Origin of the sequence: Opitutus terrae PB90-1 (assembly GCF_000019965.1) — a bacterium.
GTDB lineage: Bacteria > Verrucomicrobiota > Verrucomicrobiia > Opitutales > Opitutaceae > Opitutus > Opitutus terrae.
The window spans coordinates 4162743-4187957 of the sequence record NC_010571.1 but is presented as its reverse complement, the minus strand read 5'-3'; the positions used below and the strand labels follow the sequence as shown (position 1 = coordinate 4187957).

Sequence of the window (25215 nt, the reverse complement as noted above, 5' to 3'; positions counted from 1 at the left end):
CGTCCCGCAAAATGCTTCCTTGCCTCCCCGCCCACCCGATTTCCTGTGGCTCGCTGCGCGAGCAGTGGGAAACCGCTGCCCTCCATTTCCCGGCGCTCACGCGCCACGCCACAATCCGGCGCCCCGCCGCGTGGCTCGCGGCGGTGCTCGCGATCGCCGCCCTGGTCCCCCCGGCGGCCAACGCCGGCGTCGCCGTGCTACTCGTCGATACCGACCGCGTGCCCGGCCAAATCGATGAGCGCATCTACGGCCACTTCCTCGAACATATCAATCACTCCGTCGTCGACGGGCTCTACGCCGAGCAGGTCCGCGGCCAGGGTTTCGAGGGCCGGGACTTCGCGGACTACTGGAAACCTTTCGGCGAAAACGGCACCGCCACGGTGGTCGAGGAAAGATTTGAGCAGGGCGAGCGCAGCGTGCGGCTCGCCGCGACGGCAGGCACCGCCGGGTTGCGGCAGGATCGTCTCTACCTCGAGGCCGGATCAACCTACGATGGCTCGGTCTGGCTCAAGCCCATCGAAGGCAACCTTGCGGTCCGGTTGCGCGTCGTCGACTCGGCGGGACGCGAGCTCGCGCAGCTGCCGCTGAAAACGAGCGGCACGGTCTGGCAGGAATTGCCTTTCCGTTTCGAGAGTCCGGCCACCGATCCGCAAGCGTCGCTCGAAATCGTCGGCGCTGGCACGGGCGCCGTGCTCGTGGATTTTGTGTCACTGATGCGCGCCGACTCCCGAGCCGAGGGCAAGCTCCGCCCCGATTTGCTCGAATCGCTCAAGGCGCTGCGGCCTCCGTTCATCCGCTGGCCCGGCGGTTCCTTTGCGTCGATTTACCAATGGCAGGACGGCATCGGCCCGGCGGTGTCCCGGAAATTCCACCCGAACACGATCTGGGGCGGCTATTCCGACTACTACGGTTTCGGCACCGACGAGTTTCTCGAACTCTGCCGCCAACTCGGCACGGAGCCGATGATCGTGCTGAACGCCACCAGCACCGCACCGGAGCAGATCGAGTATGCGATGAACTGGGTGCATTACCTGCTCGACGCACCCACCACCGAATGGGGCCGCCGCCGCGCGGCCAATGGTCATGCCGAGCCGTATCGCGTGCCTTACATCCAGATCGACAACGAGCCGATGAACCACGGGCACACGCCCGAGGCCTATGCCGCGATCGTCAATGCCTATGGCAGCCGGCTGCGCGAGATCGCACCCGCCGTGAAGATCGTCGCGGCCGGGCAGAAACGTTCCAACGACCTCAACTGGAGTCAGAAGCTGATCGATCTGGCGGGCGAGAACTTCGACCTCCTCGGTTGCCACAACTACGAATATGAACCGGAGAATTACGCCACCGGCGTGCGACGGATCGAGGACTACCTGGAAAAGCTCGGTGACTACGTGCGCGCTTCGGCGCATCCGCAGATCAGGATCGCCGTGCTGGAATGGGGTCTGTGCCGCACCGCCGACTGGCGCGCGGGGCTGCACGCCGCCGGCCTGCTCATGAGCTACGAGAAGCTGAGCCCGATGGTCGACCTGACCTGTCCCGCGCTGCTGATGCGCAACACCACCGACAATCCCGAGTGGCGGGCCTGGATTTATCACGACCACGCCACGTGGTTCCCCGGCGGAGGCTACGTGGCCGAGAAACTGTTTCGCGACCATTACGCGCCCAAACGCTACGCCTATACCTCCGGCACCTTCAGCGACATTCCGCGCCGGGCGGACTTTTTTGACGACATCTCGCAAATGAAGCCGACGGACTGGACTGCGGGCACCGTCGACGCGATCGCCTCCGGCAGCGAGGATGATCAGCGGTTGGTCATCAAGGCGGTGAACTACGACGGCCAGCCGCACACGCTCCTCGCCCGGCTCCAGGGCGCGCGCCTTCCAACTGCCGCGACTGTGACGGTCGCGATGGTCACCGCCGCGCCTGACGCCGAGAACTCGCTGGCGGCGCCGAAGACCATTCACCCGGTCGAATCCACCCTGCCCTACACGCGCGACCTCGCGCTCGATCTTCCGGCTTACACCGTCGCCGTAATCGAGATACACGGCGGCTCGGCGCGGCCGTAGGACTTCGAGACCACGAGCGCCGCGATTCATTCCCCGCCCTCAGTTCCTTGCGCGACCTTGCCCGGACCGAAACTTGCCGCCCAACCTATACCCGAGGACATAGGTTGGGCCGTCCGTTCCCGATTTCGGCGCCACGAAAATTCCGCCACGAACAATTTCCCGCATCTTCGCTTTCCCATGAGCGACTATCCCATGCGTCTTCGCCTTCGCTGAACCCCTCCTGCCACCATGCGCCTCTTCAAGTCGTGGCGTGCCTCGCAGCTTGACCGCTGCCTGGCGCTGAGCCTGGTCCTCGTCGGTTCCACCGCGTTCGCCCAGTCCGGCGATCGCGTCGAACTAGGCCGGTTGCCGACCGGCGCCGCGGTCGCGTTCGTCCGGAGCGCCACGGGCCAATGGGGAGTCGCGATCGACGGCGCCGCCGCTCCTGCCTTCCGACAACCGCAGCCGGCGCGAATCGAGCTCTATCGCTCGGACGACGACATGCGCACGCTCGCCGCGGGCTACACCAGGGTCGAGCCGTCGATCGCAGGGACCGTCGACGCACGAGCGGAAATCCCATCCGACGGCGGCGTGGTGTTCCGCGTGTGGGATCGCTGGACCATCGACGGAGCGGTCGCCACCGTGCACCGGATCATCGAGGTTAACGGAAACGCGCCGGGCGGTTTTGGCTCGTCGGTTGAGCTCACCGTCGATCCGTCGGTCGACTGGGGCGATGTGAGTTGCCTCGCCCCGGGCGCGCTTTATGGCGATCCTACCTACGATGGTGAGCGCTCACCCGGCGGCACGTTGAACCACGCTGCGCGACGCTTTCTCCTGCGCGAGGACATGCTGCCCGCGCCGCTCTTCGCCGTCTCGTTCAAAGGCGGCGCGTCCGTCGCCATGCTGAATCCCGCGCCGCGCGGCGACTCTACAGTCGAAGAAACCCGGCTCACCCAGGCCGTGATGATCGATGCGCGCATCCAATTCGGCGCGCTGGGCGCGTGGCAGACGGAAGGCAGACCGGTCGAGTTCGGCTTCCGGTTCCCCGGCTCGGCCTCGCTCTACGTCGGTCCGCCTGGCGCGCAAACTCCTCCGCGCTGGATCCGTCGTTATCATCCGATCGCCGCCGGCACGGCTCACCGCTACGCAGTGAGCTTCCGCTTCGGGCAACAGGAGTCTTTCCGCGAGCTGACGCGCGACAGCTGGCGCTGGGCTTGGGAGACGCTGCGGCCCGAGGTCACGCCGATCGATGTCGAACAAATGCGCCGCGTGCTGATCGATCACTTGGCGGCGCAAGCCGTCACCATCGACGGCCGCACCGGCATTCCTTTCGTGCGCAGCACGGTCGTCAATCAGCAGCAGTGGAATTGGACGATGATCGCGATGGGCTTCGTGGGGAAAACGATCGAATGCGCGGATCAGCTGCTGCGCGAGGGCGACCGCGATCCGTCGGAGCGTGGCCAGAAGATGCGCCAGACGGGCCTCGCGATCATCCAGTCACTGATCGAGGCACTGCCTACCGTCCCGCTGCAGGGCACCGGCTACGATCTCGCCACCGGCAAGCCGTGGGATCACATCTGGCTCGCACCGTGGCTGCGCAACGCGACCGAGGACATGCGCGTGCTGATCCGGGCCTACCAACGCGAACGCGCGTTCGGCCGGTCGCATCCGGAGTGGTTCAACTGGGTCAAGACCTACGCGGACTGGCTGCTCGGACAACAGCGCGCGGATGGATCGTTCCCCCGCCGCTGGAAAGTCGGCAGCAATGAAGTCGCGGAGCCGACCGGCACCACGAGCTACTGTCCCGTGCCGCTGCTGGTGTTGATGAGCGACGAGACGGGCGATCCTCGCTACCAGCAGGCCGCCCTCCGCGCCGCCGAGTTTGTGTGGACGAGCTGGGGCGTGCGCGGGCTCTATATCGGCGGCGCAAGCGACAATCCCAACATCACCGACAAGGAAGCCGGCATGCTGAGTCTCGAGGCGTTCCTGAGCCTCTACGAATCGACCCATGATGCCAAGTGGCTCGAACGCGCGCGTGCGGCCGCAGACTTCGCCGAGACATGGATGTGGATCTGGAACCTGCCGATGCCGCTTGATGCGAACGACGCGGATCTGCGCTGGAAAAAAGGCGTGCCCACGATCGGGCTGCAGGGCATCACCGCACTGCATTCCGGCAGCGCGGACGAATATCTCGACTGGTCCGCGCCCGCCTATGCGAAGCTCTACACGCTCACGCAAGACCAGCACTACCTCGACGTCGCGCGCCTGCTCCTGCACGCGACGAAATCGATGGTCGCGCTCCCCGGCCGACAATACGATTTGAAGGGGATTGGCTGGCAACAGGAGGGCTTCCGGCTCGGCCCGGGCGGCGGCGGCCGCGGCACCAGCGGCCACCGGTTCTGGTTGCCATGGATCTCGGCCAATCACCTCTATAGCATCACGGGACTGGAGGAGCATGATCCTGAACTGTTCCAGTTGCTCGCCGGCAAACCCAGTCCGTCAGCAACCGGCGCAACCCGATGAATACGATCAACCCTTTCATGAAATCCGGAATTCTCTTCGCGGCGTTTCGCCGGTCCCTGTTTGCCTTTTTCGCGTGCGGCGTGCTCGCGTCGGGCGTTCTCCGCGCAGCGGACCAGGCTCCGTTGCCGTTCGTCAGTCCGATCTTCGGCGACGCCATGGTGCTGCAGCGCGGCAAGCCCAACACCCTCTGGGGCTGGACCAAACCGGGCGCTGAAGTCCGCGTGACCGTCGGCGACCACACGGCTCGGTCGGTGGCGCAGCAAGACGGGCGCTGGTCCGTCGCGATCGAGCCGCCGCCTGTCGGCGGACCTTATACGATCGTGATCGACGGGCCTCAGCGCGTCGAGTTGCGCGACGTGCTGGTCGGCGACGTCTGGTTATGCGGCGGCCAATCGAACATGGAGATGGCACTCGTCGACGCGCGGAACGGGAACGACGAGGTCAAGGCGGCAGACCACCCGCAAATCCGATTCTTCATCGTGCGCCCCCAAATCGCCTACGCGCCCGCGTCGACCGTGCAGGGTTCCTGGAAGGTTTGCTCGCCGGAGACCGCGGCTCAGCGCTGGGGCGGGCTCTCCGCCGTCGGCTACTTCTTCGCGCGCCGGCTGCGGCAGGACGTGGACGTGCCGATCGGACTCGTGCAGGACGCCGTCGGCGGCACGCCGGCGGAAAGCTGGACCAGTGCGGAAGCATTGCGGCCGCTAAAAGACTTCGATCAGAACCTCGATGAACTGGCCCGTCTGCGGGCGAACCACGCACCGGAATACGGCAACTTCGTCACCCATTGGTATGACGAGTATGATCCGGGCCAGAAGGACAACGCCTGGGCACAGCCCGGGTTCGACGAGACGGACTGGAAGCCGGTGACTGTTCCCGGCGGGTTCCGCGAACTGGGCGTGCCCGAGACGCCCGCGGTGGTCTATTTCCGTCGCACGATCGAGCTGCCTGATCCGCTGCCGGCCGGCATGGCGATGATTCGGCTCGGCGTCGTCGAACGGATGGACACCGCGTTCATCAATGGCCGACAGGTCGGCGCGAGTTCGTGGGTGGAGAACCCACGCGTTTACCGAATTCCCGAGGGCACGCTCAAGCCGGGCCCAAATCAGATCACCATCCGCGTGCTCAAGACCAAACCGGACGGCGGGTTCATGTCGAAGCCCGAGGACCTCAAGCTGGTGTTGGGCGACAAAACTGAAATCCCGCTCGCGGGCGCGTGGAAGGCCAAACTCGCGGTGGATGCGCGGCCGCCGCACCCGTTGCCAGTCGGGTATGAGAACTGGCCGGTGATGCCCGCCGTGCTCTACAACGGCATGATCGCGCCGATCGCGCCCCTGGCCCTCACGGGCGCGCTCTGGTATCAGGGCGAAGCCAACGCCAGTCACGCGCAGCAATACCGCACGTTGCTGCCCGCGATGATCGCCGACTGGCGCCGGAGCTTCGGCCAGGGCGATTTCCCCTTCTACATCGTCAGCCTCGCCGCGTTCATGCAGCACAAGGACACGCCGCCCGAGACGGACGGCTGGGCCGAGTTGCGCGGCGCGCAGGATTTCGTCGCCCACAGTGTGCCGAACTCGGGGCTGGCCGTGGCGATCGACGTCGGCAACGCGGACAACATTCACCCGGTCGACAAAAAGGAAGTCGGTGAGCGGCTCGCGCTGATCGCCCTGGCGAAGCACTACGGCAAGAAGGTGCCGTATTCCGGCCCGCGACTCGCCTCGGTGGAGCGGCTGCCCAACGCGCTGCGCCTCACGTTCACGCACACCGACGGCGGACTGATCGTCAAAGGCGAACAGCCGGAGGAGTTCGCCCTCTGCGGTGAGGACCGCGTGTGGCACCGCGCCCACGGCAAAATTGTGGATGACACCGTCGTGGTCTCGTCCTCCGAGGTGTTGAACCCCGTCGCCGTCCGCTACGCCTGGCAATCCAATCCCAAGGCCACGCTCTTCAACGGCGCCGGTCTTCCCGCCATCCCGTTCGAAACCGAGGTCGGCCGATAGCCGGCCCCGCCACCCCATCAGCCCGAGTCGCACCGTCTCTCTCGAACCTTATTCATCATGAGCTCACGTCTGTTGCTGTTTGTTTCGCTCGTCGCCACCGTGCTCGCTCCCTTGAGCGCGCAGACTTCCTTGCCCGCCGGCGAACCGCTGCTCGGGTCGCCGGGACTCGCGGCGTTTGGGCTCCAGACCATGCCCAACGCCGTCGACGCGGTGAGCGTGCAGAAAGTGCCCGCGGCCGCCGCGCCGGGCTTCACCGAAGCCTGGCGCATCCAGACCCTGCGCGACGTGAACCCGTCGTTCGCGATTCAGCTTCGCGCCCCGAGCTCGCGCGCGCTCAAGCGCGGTGACATCGGGTTCATCCGCTTCTTTGCTCGCACCGTGGAAACAGCCGACGAAAGCGGCACGGCGCGGATCAGCGTCAGCGTGCGTCACGCGACGCGCCGGGAGATGGGCTCCATTGACGAGAGCTTCAACCCGCCGCGCGAATGGACCGAATACCTGCTGCCGTTCCGCAGCGCTCGCGACTACCCCGCCAACGAAGCTGTCGTCGCGCTCAGCTTCGGGTTCAAGCGTCAGGTGATCGAACTCGGCGGGCTCGAGGCCGTCTTCTACGGCACGAGCGTGGCGCTAAAGGACCTGCCGCGCACGCGCTTCACCTACGCCGGTCGCGAGCCCGATGCCGCCTGGCGCAAGGCCGCGCTCGCGCGGATCGAGCAGATTCGCAAGGGCGACATCGCCGTCCGCGTCGTCGACGCCGCGGGGAAGCCAATTCCCCACGCCACCGTTCGGCTCGAGCAAACCCGCAGCGCCTTTCAATTCGGCACCGCCATCCCGTTCGCCCGGCTCGTCAACGACACGCCCGACAACAAGATCTATCGCGAAAAAGTCCTCGAGCTGTTCAACGCCGCCAGCCCCGAGAACGACCTGAAATGGGGCGGCTGGCTTGGCGAGTTCGAATATGGCACCTACAGCCAGGCGCAGGCGCTGGGCGGACTGCGCTGGCTGCGTGAACACAACATTCCCGCCCGTGGACACGTGCTCGTCTGGCCGGGTTGGAACAACCTGCCCAAGCACATCCGCGCACTCAAAGGCACGCCGCAGCAGAGCGAGATCCCCGCGCTCGTCCGGGAACACATCACGGAGATCGGCACCGCGACCCGTGACTGGCTCGTCGAGTTCGATGTTCTGAACGAGCCGTACACCAACCACGATCTGATGGATCTCTTCGGCCCGGAAATCATGGTCGACTGGTTCAAGACGGCCCGCGCCGCGATGCCGAAGATCGCGCTCTACTTCAACGATTTTAGCAACCACGACGCGACGACCGACCGCGAGCACGTGCAGCATTTCGAGGACACCACGCGGTTCCTGCTCGGACACGGCGCCCCGGTCGACGGCCTCGGGCTGCAGGCGCACATCGGCGGCAGGCCCAACGCACCGGAAAACGTCCTGGCCGTGCTCGACCGCTATTGGAACGCGTTCAAGCTGCCTGTGCGGTTCACCGAATTCGACATCCGCACGAGCGACGAGGAACTGCAGGCCGACTACACGCGCGACTTCTTCATTCTCGCGTTCAGTCATCCCTCCGTCGTCGGCATCCAGCTTTGGGGATTCTGGGAGAAGTCGCACTGGATTCCCGTCGCGGCGATGTATCGCGACGACTGGTCGGAGAAACCAAACGCCGCCGTCTACAAGTCGCTCGTCCTCGATCAGTGGCGCACGCGCTCCAACGGCACCACCGCAGCCGATGGCACGCTGAAGACGCGCGGGTTCTTCGGCGACTACGTCGTCCATGTCGACGTCGGCGGTCGCCAGGTTGAGAAGACGTTCACGCTCGCCGCCGGACAACCGGGCAAAGTCGAGCTCCAGCTTCCCTGATCCGACCGGGCTTTTCCGCGCGCCCGTGACGCGTGGCCCCGATCACCCACCCCATGAGTTCTCTGATCAAATCCCTGCTCTTGCCCGTCGTCGCCTGCAGCGTCGCCGCGCTCCCCGCCACCCTGAACGCAGCCGCAACGGCCGAGCCGGCGCCTGTCCGCGCAGTCATCGAAGCCGGCCAGACCGGCACGCCGATCTCGCCCTTTGTCTACGGCCAGTTCGTCGAGCACATCCACGACTTGGTCAATGACACGCTCTGGGCCGAGATGCTCGACGACCGCAAGTTCTACCATCCCGTGCTCGCCGCGGAGCCGCCGCCGCCGGAAACACCCGCACGCTTCGGCCGCACGCCGCAGCGCCGCTGGCTCGCAGTCGGCCCAATCACCGCGGTCACGATGGACCGACAGGCGCCGTGGGTCGGTGAACATTCGCCCCGCGTGGCGCTCGCCGGCGACGAGCCGCGGGGTATCAGCCAGGCCGGACTCGCGCTGCGCGCCGGCCGACGCTACACGGGCCGCGTGGTGCTCGCCGCCGAAGGAACCTCCGCGGCGGAGGTGACACTGATCTGGGGCGCGGATGCATCGAACCGCCAGACGCAGAAGATCGCCGCGCTGACACCGGCGTTCTCCACCCACGAATTTGCTTTCACCGCCGGTGCCGACCACACGGACGCGCGGATCGAGATCACCGCGACCGGCCGCGGCTCGCTGCGGATCGGCGCCGTCTCGCTGATGCCGGCTGACAACATCGAAGGCTTTCGTCGCGACGTGGTCACGGCGCTTAAGTCGCTCCACTCCGGCGTGTATCGCTTTCCTGGTGGCAACTTCGTCTCCGCTCACGAGTGGCGCGATGCCGTCGGTCCGCGCGACCGGCGCGCGCCGACCATGGATCCGGTGCGGCCCTTCGCCCAGCCCAACGACGTCGGCACGGACGAGTTTCTCACGCTTTGCCGGCTGCTTGAGGTCGAGCCCTACATCACCGTCAGCGCCGGCTTCGGCGACGCCTGGTCAGCCGCGCAGCTCGTCGAATACTGCAACGGCCCCGTCACCACTCCCATGGGCCGCTCGCGTGCCGAGAACGGGCATCCCGAGCCCTACCACGTGAAATACTGGGGCATCGGCAACGAGCCGTGGGGCGACTGGCAATTCGGCGCGATGGCGATGGAGCAGTTTCTCGTGAAGCACAACCTCTTCGCCAAGGCGATGCGGCGCGTCGATCCCAACATCATCCTGATCGCCGGCGGGGCGATGCCCGACACGATGACGTGCTCCAAGCAGACGCTGCGGATTACGGGCAAGATCAAGACCGAGCTGCTCGGGCCCGCCGACTGGACGGGCGGATTCCTCCAAAAATGTTTCGAGAACACGGACATGATCGCCGAGCACTTCTATGCCTACACGAATCGTCGGTTCGATGTGGAGAAAGGTGACAGCGTGCCGCTCGATCCGGACGAGCCGCTCATCGAGTGGATGCGCCGGCCGGCGAATCACGCGCGCGTGAAGGTCGAGGCGTATCGCGAGTATCAGGAGCTGATCCCCGCGTTCAAAGCGAAGCCGATCCCGATCAATCTCGACGAATGGGCTTACGCCGGCGGATCACCGGGCTCCTACAAAACCGTGCCGGCGCTCGCCTGGGTGTTTCACGAGATGTTCCGGAACTCCGACATCTACCAGATGGCGGCGTATACCTTCGCCACCTCGCTGGTCAGCACGAATCGCACTGACGCGGTGCTCAACCCCGCGGGATTGATGTTCAAGCTGTATCGCGATCATTTCGGCACGATCCCGGTCGCGGTGACCGGCGACGCGCCGCCTCCGCCGGCGAAATATCCGGCCGGCGGTCAGGACCCGAAGGTCAACGCGGGCAGCCCCACCCATCCGCTCGACGTCGTCGCCGCTTGGACGGGCGACCGCTCCGCACTCACGATCGCCGTGCTCAACCCCAACGAGATCGCGCACCGGCTGAACTGGACCGTTCGCGACGCGCAGCTCGCCGGCACCGGCAAGCTGTGGCGCATGGCGCCGTCCGACATCAACGCGACCATCCTGGTCGGCGAGAAGCCCGGAGTCGTCGTGGAGGAGCAGACCCTGAACACGGTGCCGGACACGGTGGAACTGCCGCCGTTCAGCATCAGCCTTTACGTGCTCCCGGCGAAAGCGCGCTAGACGTCGGATGCCCAACGCTGTGAACGTGCCCAAGCTGGTTCGCCACGGATTGCGCGGATCACCACGGATGGGCCTCGGGCTCGATCCGTGTTCATCCGTGAAATCCGCGGCCAAGACCTCGATGACCCGAGTTGTGATCGGTTTCGCTCTCCTGCTGGTCGGGCTCGCCACCGTCGGCGGCGCCGCGACCACGCACCGGTCGGAGATCCGGATCCGCGATCCGTTCGTGCTGCCGGATACGGCGACGCAGACCTACTACGTCTACGGCACGACCACCGCCGGGATCTTCGACGGCGGAATCGAGCGCAAGGCCGTGATGGTTTTCCGGACGAAGGACCTCGATCACTGGGAGGATCCAACGCCGGTGTGGGAAGTTCCGGCCGACCATTGGGGCCGCGAGACCGTGTGGGCACCCGAGGTGCACCGCTATCGGGGTCGCTACTACCTGTTCGTGACGATCACGTCGAAGGAGACTCTGCCGACACCTGAGGGTCGACCGCAGAATGTCCGTCGCGGCACCGAAATCCTCGTTGCCGATTCCCCGCTCGGTCCGTTTCAGCCGCTCGGTCGCGGCCCCCAAACGCCGCCGAACTGGATGGCGCTCGACGGCAGCCTGTGGATTGAGGACGACGTGCCCTACATGGTGTTCTGCCACGAGTGGGCGCAGATCATGGACGGCAGCTTCGACGTGGTCCGTTTGGCCGACGATCTCTCGAAAGCGATCGGCGAGCCGCGACTGCTCTTTCATGCGTCCGCCGCGCCCTGGGTCCGCTGCCGCGGCGACATCGGCGAACTCTACCAGGGGAAGCGCTATCACGCCTACGTCAGCGACGGCAACTGGCTGCACCGCACCAAAACCGGGACGCTGCTGATGCTCTGGTCCAGTTACGGCCCACGCAAATATGCAGTCGGCATCGCGCGCTCCACCAGCGGCAGCGTCTTCGGCCCGTGGGAGCAACTGCCTGAGCCGCTCTGGTCCGATGACGGCGGACATCCCATGCTCTTCACAACCTTCGACGGCCGGCTCGTGATGGTGATCCACCAGCCGAACCGCCAAGTCGAGCGTGCGCGGTTCTTCGAAGTTGAAGACCTCGGCGACACGCTCCGGATCAAAGGTGAGATCGGCGGGACCTGAATTTCCGATCCTCGATGAACGATGCTCCAGGAGCAGCCTGTCGGAGACCGTCGGCGGATCGTTTTGGGTGCGTCACCGTCCGGCGTCTGACCGTGGGCTCTCCACCGTCTCGATGATGATCGGCTCGCCGTATTCGATCTTCGTCTGCGGCAAATCAGCCCGATGGACTAACCCACCGCTGTCCCGGCCAAAGAACCGTGCGGCTGCCTGAGTCATCGCAGGCAGCTGCTCGGCGAACCGATTTCCCTGCTCGTAGATGCTGAACCGCGCCTCCCAGAGAAGTTTTCTCTTCTTTTCGTTTTTGAGCAGCGGAAAATCATAGGCCTTGAGCACGACGAAGTAGCGGTTCGCCTCGAGTTCCCAATAGGTCGCGTCGCCCGGCGTCCCGAAACCAAACTCGCGCAGGTGCTGCGCCTGGCCGAACGCCTCGGTATACCCGAGGATCTCCGCATTCTGGACGTTGTTACGATCCCGGAGCCGGTTTTCCATCTCCTGCATCGACAGCGCCGCGGTAAGTGCCTCCATCGTGCCGGCAGCCGGTTGAGTGTTGGTCCGCTTCGCCGCCGACATCACATTCATCGCTTCGAACACGGCAGATTGCGCATGATCATAGTCCCCCTCCGCCGAGCCGGTCGTCGTGCCCCACGAGACGAGGATCAACAGCTCGGTCTGCTGTGGGTCCGCCGACGGCAAATACTGCTGCTGGATTAGCGGACCGGCGATCGTCCGAGCGATGCTCGGGAATTCTAATGCGTCGATCGACTTGTCGAGCTTCCTGTTCTTCCAGTGCGTGCCTCGGGCGAGAGCGAACCGCTCCGGCTTGAACGTTCCGTTGGCCAGCTTGGTCCGCGCATAGCCATTAAACACCTGGGCGCGGATGACCACCTGTTGGTTCGGCCCCGCGTAGAGGTAGGGCCCGGCCGAGATCAAACCCACAATCACGATGCCGTGGAGGAGCGAAATGAGAGGCTTTTCCATCGGACCTCGCTTTTCCTGAAAACCAGTAGCCGCTCCATTGCACGGGTCAACAGACTTCCCGGCGGACTCCGGACCCCGTAGTCCACAATGGTGGATACATGCGGGATGTCCCAGCGATTGTCAGCCGTAGGGACATTCCTACGCGCGTTTGCGTCCCGCTGGAAAAGCTGGGCCGGTTTCCCCTGCCGGCGTCTTCGCCGCGGCAGCCCGACGCCACCGCCGACGGTCCTCCTCGCGCTCGGCGATGGTGCAGATTCACCGCCTCGTCTGCTGCTCCGCAGCCGGCGACGTGTTTGCAGTTTTCGCTCCCCAGCTTCACCTCAGCGGCTGCCTCGGGCGGAAATTTCGGTGAGCTGTTGCAGCGTCGCTTCGTCGTGGGCGACCTCGGCGATGCGCCTGGCCTTCGCCAGCGCAACAGGCACGGCATCGTGCCGCCCCAGCTTCTCGAGATGGGTGGCGAGGTCCAAATACAACCGGGCGTTCACCGGACCGCTCTCGGCCAACGCGCTCAGGTAGAGCACCGTCTTCTCCGAGTCGCCTCGAGCCTCGTAGACCTGCGCGAGCCGCGAGTTGTTGACGAAATTGCGCGGATTATAGCTGTAGGCTTTCAGCATCAGCTCGAGCGCAGACTGCTGTTCATGCGATCGCTGGAGGTGCTGCAGCAAGGGACCGAGCGCCGACTCGTCGTCCGGCACCCGCTGCAACACCGCCCGCCATTCCTGCTCCGCGGCCGCCCAGTTCCCGCTGCGCGCGAGCAATTCGGCATAAATGCTCCGAGCCCCTTCCGGCATGCGCGCAGCCAGACCCGCGAAGTAGGCCAGCGCCTTGGGAAACTGCCGGGTGGAGACCCAGAGCTCGAAGAGCAGGTTGTGCGTCTGAAAATAGAATGGAGCGGAACGCGCGGATTCAAGCAACAGCGCCTCCGCTTCCTGGACCCGGCCGAGCTTCTGCAGGATGTAGGCTCGTTGCGCTACGGCTTCCGGCGAGGACGGCAGACCCGACGCGAGTTGATCGTTGAGTTCAAGGCTGCGCGTGTAGTCGCCGGCGATCAGCTGGGCAGCCGCGGCCTGGAAAACCAGCTGCGCGTCCGCGGGTGCCCGCTGGAGCGCTTGCTCGATTTTCGCCGCCGCCGCAGAAATGGCCGCGCGATCGGCGAGTTTCGTCTCGAGCGTCGCGATTTCTTTCTGCAACCGGCCGCGATCTTCCGCATAGGAGCTTTGGCCGGTAAACGGCGGACGCCCCGTAAGCCCCCACATCCCGCGCGCCATCGCCAGCTGTCCGAGTTCGGTATAGCCGATGACCGCGGCACATTCCGCGCTCTCCCGCCATGCACGGTGCGGCGCGTGCTCTCCGGCGAGCGCAGCCCAAGCCGCGGGAGCAATCAAACGCGCCAGCCTGAAGTTGCCCTCCCAGCGAAGGTGCACGTGTTCAAAAAACAGCCCGGCACCAGCCGGCGAGTCCGACGAGCCTGCGTCCGCACCGAGCTCCTTGGCAGCATCCACCAGCGTCGCGGTCACCGGATAGTCTGCGACGACGCGGCGGATGATATCGTTGATCCGCGAGTCCGCGCGGAAGCGGAGCGCATCCCGCTGGAGCGCTTCGAGGTAGTGACTGCGGGCGGCTCGCAGGTCGCCCTCTACTTCGAGCAATCGCGCCAGCCGGAAATGCGTCTCGGCGAAAGCGGGATCGATCGCCAAAGCCTGTTCCAGATTCGACCGCGCCTGATTCCTTTCTCCCAGATCCCAAGCTCGCGCAGCGTTCGCCACGCAGTGATTCCATGCAGTCATCTCGGCCGCGCCGAGCGTCTGGCGATGACGGGAAACGAACGGGGCACAGTCCCGCACATTCACCGCGACGGTGCTGAGCACGATCTTGACCTTCGCCTCGCGCGAGAGCGCCAGCATCTCCGCCAGGTTACCCTGGAAGTTCGCGTATACGCCCTCGAGCCGGGGATCGTCCGCTTCGATTGCATTGCGGGTGAACATCTCCATCCCGCGCCACTCCTGGACCGGACGACGCGCGGACTGCACGGCCTCCAAGCCCCGGCGAATCAGCTGGGCCACTCGTGTCTCTCCGACCCACAAACTAGTTTTGACCAGCCATCGGGGGCGCGGCCCACCGGCCAAAGTTGAGCCAGGGCCGAACGGCCCCACCACTTCGTTGTTGCCCATGTAGATCACGAGCAAGTCCGGCTCGAAGCGGATGGCCTGTTGGACGATGCGGAGAATCGCGTGCGAGTTGATCGCCGTCACCGCGAAGTTGAAAACTTCGACACGCGGCGAGGACTCGCCCTGATTCAGTTGCGCCTCCAGCTGCCGCGGCAGCCCGAACGCCGGTTCCGGGACGCCCGTCGCGGCAGATTCGCCGATCACGAAAATCCGGTAGGTGCCGGGCGCTTTCTCTTTCGTCAGGCGCAGGGTCGCCGGCTTCAACCCGAACGACGCGGGAAAAAACAATTCGGTAAAGTGCGGATTGGTGCGGTATACGTCGCGCCCATTCTCCGAAACGAGAAAGTCGAAGCTCGTGCCGAAACCAACAAGCCGCAGCCCGCCCTCGAGCAGGGCCAACAACACCAGCGGCAGCACGGTTGTCACAACCGTTTTCGCGAGTACGGGCTTCATGGGGCGATTCACCGGGGAACCGCCGAGCATCGGTTGCGGATCCGCGCGGCCATGACAGCTCTCGGTTTTTGACAGCGCAAACTTGAAACCGCTTAGGCGTCCGTCGAGTCGCGGCACCACTAACCCCGGACATAGGTTGACCTATGTCCAATGACAGGTTGCTACGAGCTCCCGCCTCGCTTCCGTCGAATCGAGCAGCAAAACCCCACTGCCGCTCCCCCAAGCCAACCACCACCCCGGCCTCCGCATGACGCTGCGCCGCGTTTGCTCGACCGTCATTTTCACCGGCCCGTTTGACCCCCGCGATCCGCGATGAGGGCTGACGCGGGAACGGACGGCTCGGACTGCCCTGCGGATGGCAATCCGCCGGCCCATCCTCCGTCATTTATTTCGCGGCAGGTGACGGATGCTTTGCGTTTCTATTTGAATTTGGATCCCAGGACGCGCCGGGAACTCACGATTGTATGCGGCGGCTGGGAGGAGTGCGCCCAAGATTACGTCGTCGATCGGCGCACATTTCCGTACTACTCCATCGAACTGGTGGTTTCCGGGCGCGGCGAGGTGGAGCTCGGCAATCAGCGTCACGAACTCGCCCCGGGGGTCGTGTTCACCTATGGGCCCGACATTCCGCACGCCATGCGTTCGTCTCGCACGGAACGCCTGCGCAAATACTTCGTCGACTTTACCGGACGTGGCGCAAGGAAGTTTCTCAACCAGTTCAACCTCGTGCCCGGAGAAGTGCTGAGGATCGGACTTTTGACGGAAGCACGGCAGGCGTTCGATGCACTGATCAACTCAGCGCTGTCCCATGATCGTTTCGCTGAAAAGGCCGCCCGTCTTCAGTTGGAGCTTCTCCTCATCTGGATCGCCCGTGGGGCTCGCGCCAATGTCGGTTCCTCCCGACGCGCAGCCGCCGTTTTCGATCGGTGCCGACAATACTTCATCGCGCATTTCCGCACGATTCGCACCGTGCAGGACGCCGCGCTCGCGTGTCACATCAACGTGGCCTACCTGACTCGCCTGTTCCGCCGGTTTCAGGACGAGACGCCGTATCGATATCTGCAACGGCTCCAGGTGCAATGGGCGGCAGAGCGCCTCCAGTCGACGGACTGCCTCGTGAAATCGATCGCGAGCGAATTCAACATCGACCAGTTCCAATTCTCTCGCGCATTCAAGCGCGTCTACGGCATTTCTCCCTCGGCCTTTATCGCCCAGCGACGGGCGGCATCAATCCCACCCGCCCGGACCGCGATCAGGCTTTGAACGGTCAAGAATCGCCATCAGCTGGTCAAGCCGAGCCATTCTCCGCCTGACTGCCGGAAAGTAGAGTGCCGGGAGCGATGCGCGCACCGCGTTTCGCCACCTACCCCCCCACCCCCCCACCGGACTCCGAGCTCTGCCCGCTCGTTTCCGGCCAGAGTTTTGTTCGGAACCACATTGCCGCCCTCGTAGCATGCCTACCGCAACTGCCGAATCCAGCCGTCGGGTCACGATCACCGACGTGGCGAAACGCGCCGGAGTGCATTACACGACGGTGTCGATGGCGCTGCGCAACCATCCCCGGCTTCCCGCTACCACCCGCGAACGGCTGCGTGCGCTCGCGGAAGAGATGGGATATCGCCCTGATCCGGTGCTGCAGGCGCTGATGAACTATCGTGGCCAGCGGAAACCGCATCGTCAGATCGCCACGCTGGCCTACGTCACCAAGTGCGACACGCGCTGGGGATGGAAGCAGTCCTGCCCCGATGCAGAGTTCTTCGCGGGAGCTTCGCACCGCGCATCGGAACTCGGATACGAGGTCGAACATTTCTGGCTCGGTGAGCCCGGACTTACTCCTCATCGGCTAAGCGTCGTCCTGCATTCGCGCGGGATTGTCGGCGTGATTCTCGCGTCCCAACACCACGAGAGCAACGTTCCGCTACAGTTCGATTGGGCCAAGTTCAGTGCGGTGAAGATCGATTCTTTTCCGCACCAGCCAGGTCTGCACCACGTCGCGAACGACCAGTTCGCCGCGATCCGGCTCGTCATGCAACGCGTCACGGCCGCCGGCTATCGCCGGATCGGACTCGCGGTCCCGCCGCGGTGCGACCCGGGCGCAGCCCTGGCTTGGAGTGCCGGGCTCGCCGTGGAGCAGCGGATGATGGCGCTAGCGGATCAGTTGCCACCCTTCATTTTCCCGGATTCCCCACCAGACAGCACACCCCACGAGCTGGATCATCGCGCGGCGCGCGATGCGTTCCAGGGCTGGCTGAGACGGTTCGCGCCCGAGGTGCTGATCAGCAACGGAGCATTCGCGCGACCTCAGCTGGATGCGCTCGGCCTCTCGATTCCACGGGACCTCGCCTTTGTCGACATGCACCTTCAGCAGCCCGACGGCAAGACTGCGGGCATCCGACAAAACTGCCGGCGCGTCGGTGAGCTGAGTGTGGACCTCCTGACCCGTGACTTGCAGCAGCACGCGCTCGGTGTGCCGGAATTCCCCACCACGACGCTCGTCGAAGGCACGTGGTTTGACGGTGAGTCGTTGCCTTCGCGCGTCCCCGCACCGGCCGAGACACCAAGCTTGGTCGGCAGCATCTGACGCTGCCAAGAGTCGAGGGACAGCTCGTGACCGAACCAACGTGCGATATACCTCAACGGTTGTTCCCGGTCGTAGTGCTCTCCTTCGCGCACGGATTTCCGCCCCATCTGGCATGCATTCCCTTTCTCGGCCCCCACCGGTTCATGACCGCGCATCCGATGCCGGAGACTACCTCCAACGGCTCGCCCGCCAGGCGCTAAGGGCGAGCACTTCCCATCCTCTTAGTGATCCGCACCGGTATCCTGAACCCCGCGGTTCTGTCGCTCCTCGCCCGCGTCCGACATACCAATACGGTGGTCGTCGCCGATCGCGGGTTTCCTTTGTGGCCGCAAATTGAGACCGTGGACCTTTCGCTCGTCGATGATGTGCCCACCGTGCGTCAGGTGCTCGATGCCATCTTGCCGCAATATGTGATTGGGCGGATCTTCGCCGAGGAAGAGTTTCGTCAGGTCAATTCTCCTTCCGTAGTCGAAGCGCTCCGGGATCACACCGGTGCGATCCCGCTGGTGTTCGAGCCTCATGTGGAATTCAAGCGCCGGGTCCCGCACGCCATCGGTCTGATTCGGACCGGGGATTCCACTCCCTACGCGAACCTGATCCTCGAATCGGCCTAGGCGTTCGCATCCGACATCCAATCAAGGATGATCGAACTGCAACGCCGCGCCCGGCGCGGAGGAGATCACGTGTGTGGAGCTGACCCCATCGGGCCAAAGAATGAAGATCCGACTCGGCAGGTTGGTGCCGGAATAGCCAAAAAACACGCCCGGTGCGGATTGCGAATAGTAGCCCCCGCCAGCCGCCATTTCGGTCGTCTGTCTTGCCCCATCGGCGAGTTCCAACGTAACCCTCGCGCCGATCGCGCTCCGATTCACCGCAGGGCCGCGCAACCGCACAGCGAAGGAGTGGTGGCCCGGAGTCCCTCCGTTGCGCCATGCGAGCGTGCTCGAACGATTGCGTGTGATCAGGAAATCCGGCCACCCGTCACCGTCGAGATCAGTCACGACGAGCGCCTTCGCGTCGCCCGGCACCATCAAACCAGTATCGACTACGGGAACGGGAGTGAAACTCCCGCGTCCATCGCCGCGCAGAAGCTGGCTCAGTCCACCGGCAAAGCGCCCCACGCCCGGACTCGGCGCGTAGGAATTTTGCACGGCATAGATGTCCGCGTGTCCGTCCCCGTCAAAATCGCCCGCCACGATTCCCTGCAATGGGGCGACCTGCGCGATCCGCGGCAATGGCCCGAACCGGAAGCGGCCATCCGGTCCGCTCAAGAAGACCCCACTACGCAGCTCCGTGGCGGCAAAGCGTCGGGCGGAGGCGAGTTTGTCCGCACCGAGAATTTCGGGCAGCGTTGCTCGCGCATAGAGATCGTTCTTGGGGTAGCGCTGAAGCACCGATGGGATCACCGAGCCGAGTTCCTTGAGCGTGCGCCATGGGTAAAGCCGGCCATTTTCATAGTAGGCTTCGACGAGTTGGGGACGCCCGGGGCTGAAGCGGCCCGAATACAACAAGGCCGGATACTCAGGACTGGCGCGGTATTGCGTGTTCAACCCCACGTTGCCGACCACATAATCGAGCTGGCCGTCGTGGTTGAAATCGGCGCTAGCCAGCGAGGTCCACCACCCCGTGCCGGCCGCGGTGAAGCCGGCCGCGTCGCTCTGGTCGACGAAACGTTGGCCCTGTTCATTGTGAAAGTACTTCACCGGGCCCCATTCCAGCGCCAGCAAGAGATCCAGCCAGCCGTCGCCATCCACATCGCTCCACAAAGCGGAACTGACCATGCCAACATCGCGCAAGCCCACCGCGAGCGTGTCCGTGACGTCTTCGAAGCGCCCACCATGGTTCTTGAGGAGTGCGCTGCGCGGAGCGACCGGGTACTGACCGGGCCGCACGCGACCGCCCACGAACAAGCTCAACGCACCGCTTCGGTCGAAATCGGCGGCCGCCACGGCACCGACGCTGATCGGCAGTTTGGGCAACGCATCAGCGGCGGAGCGAAACTGCCCGTGCCCGTCGCCGAGATAGAGCTCGGGCTGATATTCAGCGTCGTTGTAAGGGAGAATGGTGCCGCTGCGGGTCACCAAAAGATCGCTCGCGCCATCGCCATCCGCATCGAAGAGCAGGATCGGGCCATCCTCAGCGACCGTGCGGTTCACCAGACTCGGAGAGGCCACCGGTGAGAAGCGGCCGTTTTTCTTGAGCAACACGCGCGGCGAATCTGCCGACGTGCCACCGACCACGACGTCATCGGCGCCGTCGCCGTCGAGATCCGCCATCGCCAACGCCGGGCCGCGGTTGCGCATCATAACCGGCAAAAGCGGCTGCGGGTTGGCTTCCTGGCGCACGTCTTCCCTGGCGAGGATTGTGAAATCGCACGCCTTGCTCACGTCGCGGAACAGGGTCTCCGGCGGTCGCGCCGGAAGCGCCGGCGCGACGGGACTCGTCGGCTCGGTGAAGGTGAACCTCCGATCCGCCGGCAGTTCGGTGAACGATTGGCTGTGACCACTCGGCCAGTCGATCGTCAGCCGTTCAATCACCACGTCGTCCCCCAGGCCAAAATGCAGGATGGGCTCGCTGCTGGAAAGATAGCCTCGCGACACCAGAAGCGTGCGCACTTGCACCCCCCGCGCAGTATGTAGGCGCACCGTAGCCCCCAGGCCAAACCGATTGGAGCTGCTACCCCGCAGCGCCACGATCACGCGGTGCCCCGAGTCACTGTCGTTGCGCAGCAGGGCGAGACCGGTCTCGAAATTGGCGCACACCAGATCAAGGTCGCCATCTCCATCCAGATCACCGAACGCCGATCCAAAGGTCACCCCGCGCTGGTTCAGCCCCCATTCGGCGCCCACCTCGGCGAACTGCAGGTCGCCGACATTTCGATACGCCAGGTTCTCCTCCATCAGTTTCGGGCTCGAACGCATGATCCGCGTCCGGTCCGCGAGCCGCTCCGCCACAATGATCCGATCCCGCAGATCCGCGTTCTGAAACTCACGGATCATTCCATTCGTCACGTGGAGGTCGATCCGACCGTCGTTGTCCAGGTCCTCGAAGCGGGGCGACCACGTCCAGTCGGTCGCTCCGACCCCGACGAGCTGGGCGACTTCCAAGCATCGCTCGCTTCCTGTACTTAGGTACAGCATGTTGCGAGAGTACTGCGGCACGTCGGCCTGGCCGATCTCCGGAGCGGTGCTGGCGAGGGAGCGTGAATAAGCCATCCCGCGATGGTCCTTTTCGTGCGTGGTCGCCGCCATGTCGGCGACGAAAAAGTCGAGCCGGCCATCGTTGTTGATGTCTCCGAGATCCGCGCCCATCGCAGAATACGGCATGTAGGGAACCACCTGTTTGATGATATCCGTAAACGTGCCGTCGCGGTTGTTGCGATAGAGGCGATCGGTCCCCGCGAAGTCGTTGGCGACGTAGAGATCGGGCCAGCAATCGCCATCGTAGTCCCACCAGGTGGCCGAATGCGCCAGCATATCGCCATAGATCCCGGCCTTCTCGGTCACATTGGCGAATGTGCCGTTCCCGTTGTTGCGAAACAGGTACCCGCGCCGGCCATTCGGATGCTCCACGACGTCGAGCATGTTTGTGGTTAGGTACACATCGAGCCACCCATCCCGGTCGTAGTCGCAGAATGCCCCCACGCCGCACGCGTCCGCCACCGCCAACCCGCGCGCCGCCCCTTCCTCCCTGAACGTCCCGTCGCCGCGATTGATGAACAGCAGGTTGGGCGCGCTGAACCGGCAGATATACAGATCCAGCCGGCCGTCGTTGTTCACGTCGGCAAACACGGCGCCCTGCCGCCACGCCTCCCGGTCCGCCGTCGCGCTCCCGTCCTGGCCGCCGGCGCCATTGACCCAACGCCCCCCCGTGTCGCTCGCCTGCGTCGCACCCACAAAACCGGCTTGGTCGGTGACGTCCTGGAATTGCCAGTTCCCTAGATTGCGAAAGAGCCGGCAGGTTCCGGTTTTGCTGACCGCGAAGAGATCGGGCCTCCCGTCGTTGTCGTAGTCACCGATCGCCACGCCCGTGCCCATCGCTCCCAAGGCGAGTTCCTGGTAGTGTTCCCCCCACATCTTCGGATCGTCGTAGCGATTCTCGCTCACCACGCCCGTCTGTTCTGGAGACAGAGCGGTAAACATCGTCGCTCCTCGCGGGCCCGAGCGCGGCGCCAGCGGCGATTCCGCCATCCCGTTTCGGTCTGGCTGCGCAGAGGCCAGCACCCCCGCCCCAAGCCATATCCCGATCACGACACTGCGCACCCATGTCTTTGCGATCGGCCCAAATGAGGTGTGATCAGAATACCGGGTTGCCATCCGTGCGGCGAACTAGCGAGTCGCCCGTTTGGTCGAGTCAAGGGAGCCAGCGCTCTCAAATGAGACCATCGTTCCCCCATGAGCGTCCGCTCTTCTCTTGCTCGGCGAATCCACGCCAGATGAAATCGGATCGTCGCTATCCCTGATGAGTTCTTCGTCGCGTCGCCGATTCCTGTTCGGACTCCTCGCTCTCGCCCCCGCTCTCGGGTTTTGGCTATTCCTGACCAATGCCCGTCTTCACCGAGTGGATGCAGTCACGAATTTGGTGGAAACCGACGTGGCGATTGATCCGGCTTCGCCCACGGGCTACGCGGGCGGCTTGCGGAACCTGATCGTGCCCGGCCACAACAACGAGAGCTCCCAGTGGATTATCCAAACCCAGCAGATGCTCGCCCCTGGAGGTGACTGGCGCATCCGGGAGGTGCGCTATGACAATGCCCCGGTCGGTCGCACCGTGCTCACCCCCTCCCCCTTCCGCTGGTGGCTCGGGCTCCTCGCCGAAATCGATCATTGGGTTTCCGGTCGGCCAGTCGGCATCTCCGTCGAACGCGCGGCGCGGATCAGCGGTCCGGTGCTTCAGCTACTGCTCCTGGTTGGGGCGACCGCGTTTGTCGCATGGCGATTCGGACTGTGGGCCGCTGGGCTCGTCTCGACCGCGCTTGCGACTCTGTTTCCCTTTGGCGGAAGCTTCCTACCCGGGCAGTCCACCGACGGAAGTCTCATATTGGTTTGCCTGTCCGCAAGCGGGGTCCTCTTGCTCGCCGGCCTCAGTCCAGGTAGGTCAGCAGGTGCCTCCTCGATCGGCAGCGTGCCGCTGGCGAATCCGGCGGCACCGTGGTGGTTCTTGGCCGCTGGGCTGGCTGGCGGAATCAGCCTTTGGCTCAACCCGCTTCGCTCGGCACCCATCATTGGTGGGATCGGGCTGGGCGGCCTCCTGATCGCTTGGCGCGCGCATCGTGGGCGTCAGTCCGACGTGACGGCGTCGCTGCTGCCGTGGCGGTATTGGGCACTCGGAGGCGCGGTGACCACTCTCGCGACCTATCTGCTGGAATACTCTCCTCAACATCTGGGACGGCTGGATCTCAGAGTCGTGAATCCATTCTACGGTCTCGCCTGGATTGGGCTCGGCGAGGTGCTGACCCGTTTTGACCGCTGCCTGCTGCCAGGGGGCACCCGGCGCGACCGGCGAGTTCTCGCGGCTGTGTCGGCCGCGGTAGTCACGTTGATCGTTACGCCGGTCGTGCTGCACGCGACGGGGGCCTACGATCTCTTCACGGCCGATCCCGACGCCGCGCGATTGACGAATCTCGTCGGCGGCCCGATCGCGGAGAATTTCTGGACATGGCTTCGCAATGACGGCGTCACGCTCACGTTCTTTGCCAGCTGTCTGCCTGCGCTGCTAGTGATCGTTGCCGCCGCTCTTTTGTTGCGACCGGCCACGGGCGATCTGCCGGCCGGTGCGATAGCGACGGCTTTCGGTCCGGCCTTCGTCATGCTTGGCGTGTCGTGCGCCCAGCTCCGCAGTTGGAATGAGTTCGGGGCGACGATCCCGAGTCTGCTGATTGCGCTCACCGCGTTCGTCAACCGCGCTCCGACCGCCAAGTTTGTTCGCGCGATGGGTATCGCGGGGATGTTCCTCGTGCTCGTTCCCGGGGCCCTGCTGCTCACGAGAGAAGCCCGCGCGGACCGTCACGCACCCGCGACCGAGCTCGAAGTCACCGCACTAATCGAGCGCGACCTGGCCCATTGGCTCGCCCGCCAGGCAGGCCCGGACGGCGCAATCGTACTCGCTCCGCCGAACCTCACCATGGCCCTCATTTACCACGGTGGCTTGTCCGGCTTAGGGACGCCTTTCCCCGACAATAAAGCCGGTTTTCTGGCGTCGATGCGCATCGCCGGAGCGCCATCCGCGGACGAAGCCCAAGCCGTCGCGCAGGCCCGCAGCCTCGGTTACATCGTGATGCCGTCGTGGGATACCTTCCTCGACGAATACGCGCCTCAAGGCACCGCCGATGCACCCAAGACGCTCTGGGGATTCCTCCGAACCTGGCGACCGCCCCGCTGGCTCCGGCCGATGCCATACCACCTGCCCCAAGTCGCCGGATTTGAAGAGCAGGCGGTGGCAGTTTTTCGCATCACCGAACTGCAGGACAATGCCACGGCGCTCAGTCGCCTGGCAGAATACTTCGTCGAGATGGGAATGATGCGCGAAGCGGCCGCCGTGGCCCTTGCGCTCGAGCGCTCCTACCCAGCGGACCTCGGTGCCGCCGTCGCCCGCACTCTTGTCGCTCGAGCGGCGAGAGACCCTCAGGCATTTGGCCGCGCCATCGACGATGTCCAAGCGGGGCTTGCGCGCGATGAAGCGGAGAATTTGACGTGGGATCGGCGGGTGAGTCTCGCCATCGCATTGGTGGACGGCGACTGCTTGGAGCAGGCCCAAGAGGAAGTGAAACACTGCCTGGCCGAAATCGATGAAGACCAACTGCGGTCGCTGACCACCGTTTCGCTTCATCGCCTCCTCGTGATGACCCGGACCTTCGGTCTCAAAATCGACAATCCACAGATCTATCTGCTCGCTCAACAGCTCCTTCCTCCTGAAATGCGAGATCGTCGGTGATCAGCCGTCGGTTGCGCGCCGCCTCTGTGCCCGACCCTAGGCGCGACAGGATACGATCTGATCTGCACGACGGACGATGCTTCCGACGCTGCGTGCGCTCCGGTCTGGCAAGCCCGCGGATCTCGTCGCCATCCGCGGCTAAGCACGCTCCATGTGAAAGCAAGGCAGACCGGCCAAGGACCTCGACGCGATTCGAACGCCTACGATGCAGCTGGCGCGGCGACCGCTGACGGCTGGCGACGCGACATCTACGGTGCGGCGAAGCCCCATCCCCTCCGCGGATCGCCAAAACTCCAGCCGGCAGGAGCCGGATGATGAGTCGACAGAAAAAGGCGCCCCCGAAGGTTACCCGACCTTCG

Annotated in this window: 13 protein-coding genes; 10 read left to right on the top strand and 3 right to left on the bottom strand. The window is 64.7% G+C overall.

Features of this window, described 5'->3' with window-relative positions; genetic code table 11:
* Nucleotides 1-11 precede the first annotated feature (11 nt).
* From OTER_RS16255 to OTER_RS16230, 6 genes are all read left to right on the top strand, one after another.
* Nucleotides 12-2066 carry an alpha-L-arabinofuranosidase C-terminal domain-containing protein gene (locus tag OTER_RS16255; RefSeq protein ID WP_012376021.1) on the top strand — a complete coding sequence of 685 codons (2055 nt, stop codon included), beginning with the start codon at nt 12-14 and terminating at the stop codon, nt 2064-2066.
* Between the two features lie 228 nt (nt 2067-2294).
* On the top strand, nt 2295-4568 hold the full coding sequence (locus OTER_RS16250) for a glycoside hydrolase family protein (protein WP_012376020.1): 2274 nt from the start codon (nt 2295-2297) through the stop codon (nt 4566-4568).
* 17 nt (nt 4569-4585) lie between these two features.
* Nucleotides 4586-6565, top strand: a complete 1980-nt coding sequence (locus tag OTER_RS16245) for a sialate O-acetylesterase (RefSeq protein WP_148218155.1) — start codon at nt 4586-4588, stop codon at nt 6563-6565.
* Nucleotides 6566-6622: 57 nt separating this feature from the next.
* Nucleotides 6623-8443, top strand: a complete 1821-nt coding sequence (locus OTER_RS16240) for an endo-1,4-beta-xylanase (RefSeq protein WP_012376018.1) — start codon at nt 6623-6625, stop codon at nt 8441-8443.
* A gap of 53 nt (nt 8444-8496) precedes the next feature.
* Nucleotides 8497-10608, top strand: a complete 2112-nt coding sequence (locus OTER_RS16235) for an alpha-N-arabinofuranosidase (protein ID WP_012376017.1) — start codon at nt 8497-8499, stop codon at nt 10606-10608.
* 97 nt (nt 10609-10705) lie between these two features.
* Complete coding sequence (locus OTER_RS16230) at nt 10706-11743, top strand: glycoside hydrolase family 43 protein (RefSeq protein ID WP_202795988.1); 1038 nt, start codon at nt 10706-10708, stop codon at nt 11741-11743.
* 72 nt (nt 11744-11815) lie between these two features.
* Here OTER_RS16230 and OTER_RS16225 read toward each other — a convergent pair whose 3' ends face one another.
* Nucleotides 11816-12721 carry a hypothetical protein gene (locus OTER_RS16225; RefSeq protein WP_012376015.1) on the bottom strand — a complete coding sequence of 302 codons (906 nt, stop codon included), beginning with the start codon at nt 12719-12721 and terminating at the stop codon, nt 11816-11818.
* A 320-nt stretch (nt 12722-13041) separates the two neighbouring features.
* Nucleotides 13042-15342, bottom strand: a complete 2301-nt coding sequence (locus OTER_RS16220; RefSeq protein ID WP_148218154.1) for a GSCFA domain-containing protein — start codon at nt 15340-15342, stop codon at nt 13042-13044.
* Nucleotides 15343-15654: 312 nt separating this feature from the next.
* Here OTER_RS16220 and OTER_RS16215 point away from each other — a divergent pair, with 312 nt between their 5' ends.
* The 3 genes from OTER_RS16215 to OTER_RS16205 all read left to right on the top strand — a co-directional run bounded on the left by OTER_RS16215 (nt 15655) and on the right by OTER_RS16205 (nt 18537).
* Entirely contained in the window at nt 15655-16605 is a 951-nt protein-coding gene (locus OTER_RS16215) for an AraC family transcriptional regulator (RefSeq protein WP_012376013.1), read from the top strand.
* A 190-nt stretch (nt 16606-16795) separates the two neighbouring features.
* A complete protein-coding gene (locus tag OTER_RS24315) occupies nt 16796-17923 on the top strand; it encodes a LacI family DNA-binding transcriptional regulator (RefSeq protein WP_012376012.1) in 1128 nt (375 codons plus the stop codon).
* Between the two features lie 224 nt (nt 17924-18147).
* The gene (locus OTER_RS16205) at nt 18148-18537 is read left to right on the top strand and encodes an RbsD/FucU domain-containing protein (protein WP_012376011.1); all 390 of its coding nucleotides are present in this window, start codon (nt 18148-18150) and stop codon (nt 18535-18537) included.
* A gap of 21 nt (nt 18538-18558) precedes the next feature.
* Here the strand turns inward: OTER_RS16205 and OTER_RS16200 are convergent, their stop codons facing one another.
* The gene (locus OTER_RS16200) at nt 18559-22239 is read right to left on the bottom strand and encodes a CRTAC1 family protein (protein ID WP_012376010.1); all 3681 of its coding nucleotides are present in this window, start codon (nt 22237-22239) and stop codon (nt 18559-18561) included.
* Nucleotides 22240-22336: 97 nt separating this feature from the next.
* Between OTER_RS16200 and OTER_RS16195 the strand changes: the two genes are divergently transcribed.
* Nucleotides 22337-24856, top strand: coding sequence for a hypothetical protein (locus OTER_RS16195; protein WP_148218153.1), 2520 nt, complete (start codon nt 22337-22339; stop codon nt 24854-24856).
* Nucleotides 24857-25215 lie beyond the last annotated feature (359 nt).

Excerpts from the sequence above, each read along its gene's own strand:
- OTER_RS16255 (WP_012376021.1), top strand. The coding sequence starts at position 12 with ATGCTTCCTTGCCTCCCCGCCCACCCGATTTCCTGTGGCTCGCTGCGC.
- OTER_RS16250 (WP_012376020.1), top strand. The coding sequence starts at position 2,295 with ATGCGCCTCTTCAAGTCGTGGCGTGCCTCGCAGCTTGACCGCTGCCTG.
- OTER_RS16245 (WP_148218155.1), top strand. The coding sequence starts at position 4,586 with ATGAAATCCGGAATTCTCTTCGCGGCGTTTCGCCGGTCCCTGTTTGCC.
- OTER_RS16240 (WP_012376018.1), top strand. The coding sequence starts at position 6,623 with ATGAGCTCACGTCTGTTGCTGTTTGTTTCGCTCGTCGCCACCGTGCTC.
- OTER_RS16235 (WP_012376017.1), top strand. The coding sequence starts at position 8,497 with ATGAGTTCTCTGATCAAATCCCTGCTCTTGCCCGTCGTCGCCTGCAGC.
- OTER_RS16225 (WP_012376015.1), bottom strand. The coding sequence starts at position 12,721 with ATGGAAAAGCCTCTCATTTCGCTCCTCCACGGCATCGTGATTGTGGGT.
- OTER_RS16220 (WP_148218154.1), bottom strand. The coding sequence starts at position 15,342 with ATGAAGCCCGTACTCGCGAAAACGGTTGTGACAACCGTGCTGCCGCTG.
- OTER_RS16215 (WP_012376013.1), top strand. The coding sequence starts at position 15,655 with ATGAGGGCTGACGCGGGAACGGACGGCTCGGACTGCCCTGCGGATGGC.
- OTER_RS24315 (WP_012376012.1), top strand. The coding sequence starts at position 16,796 with ATGCCTACCGCAACTGCCGAATCCAGCCGTCGGGTCACGATCACCGAC.
- OTER_RS16200 (WP_012376010.1), bottom strand. The coding sequence starts at position 22,239 with ATGGCAACCCGGTATTCTGATCACACCTCATTTGGGCCGATCGCAAAG.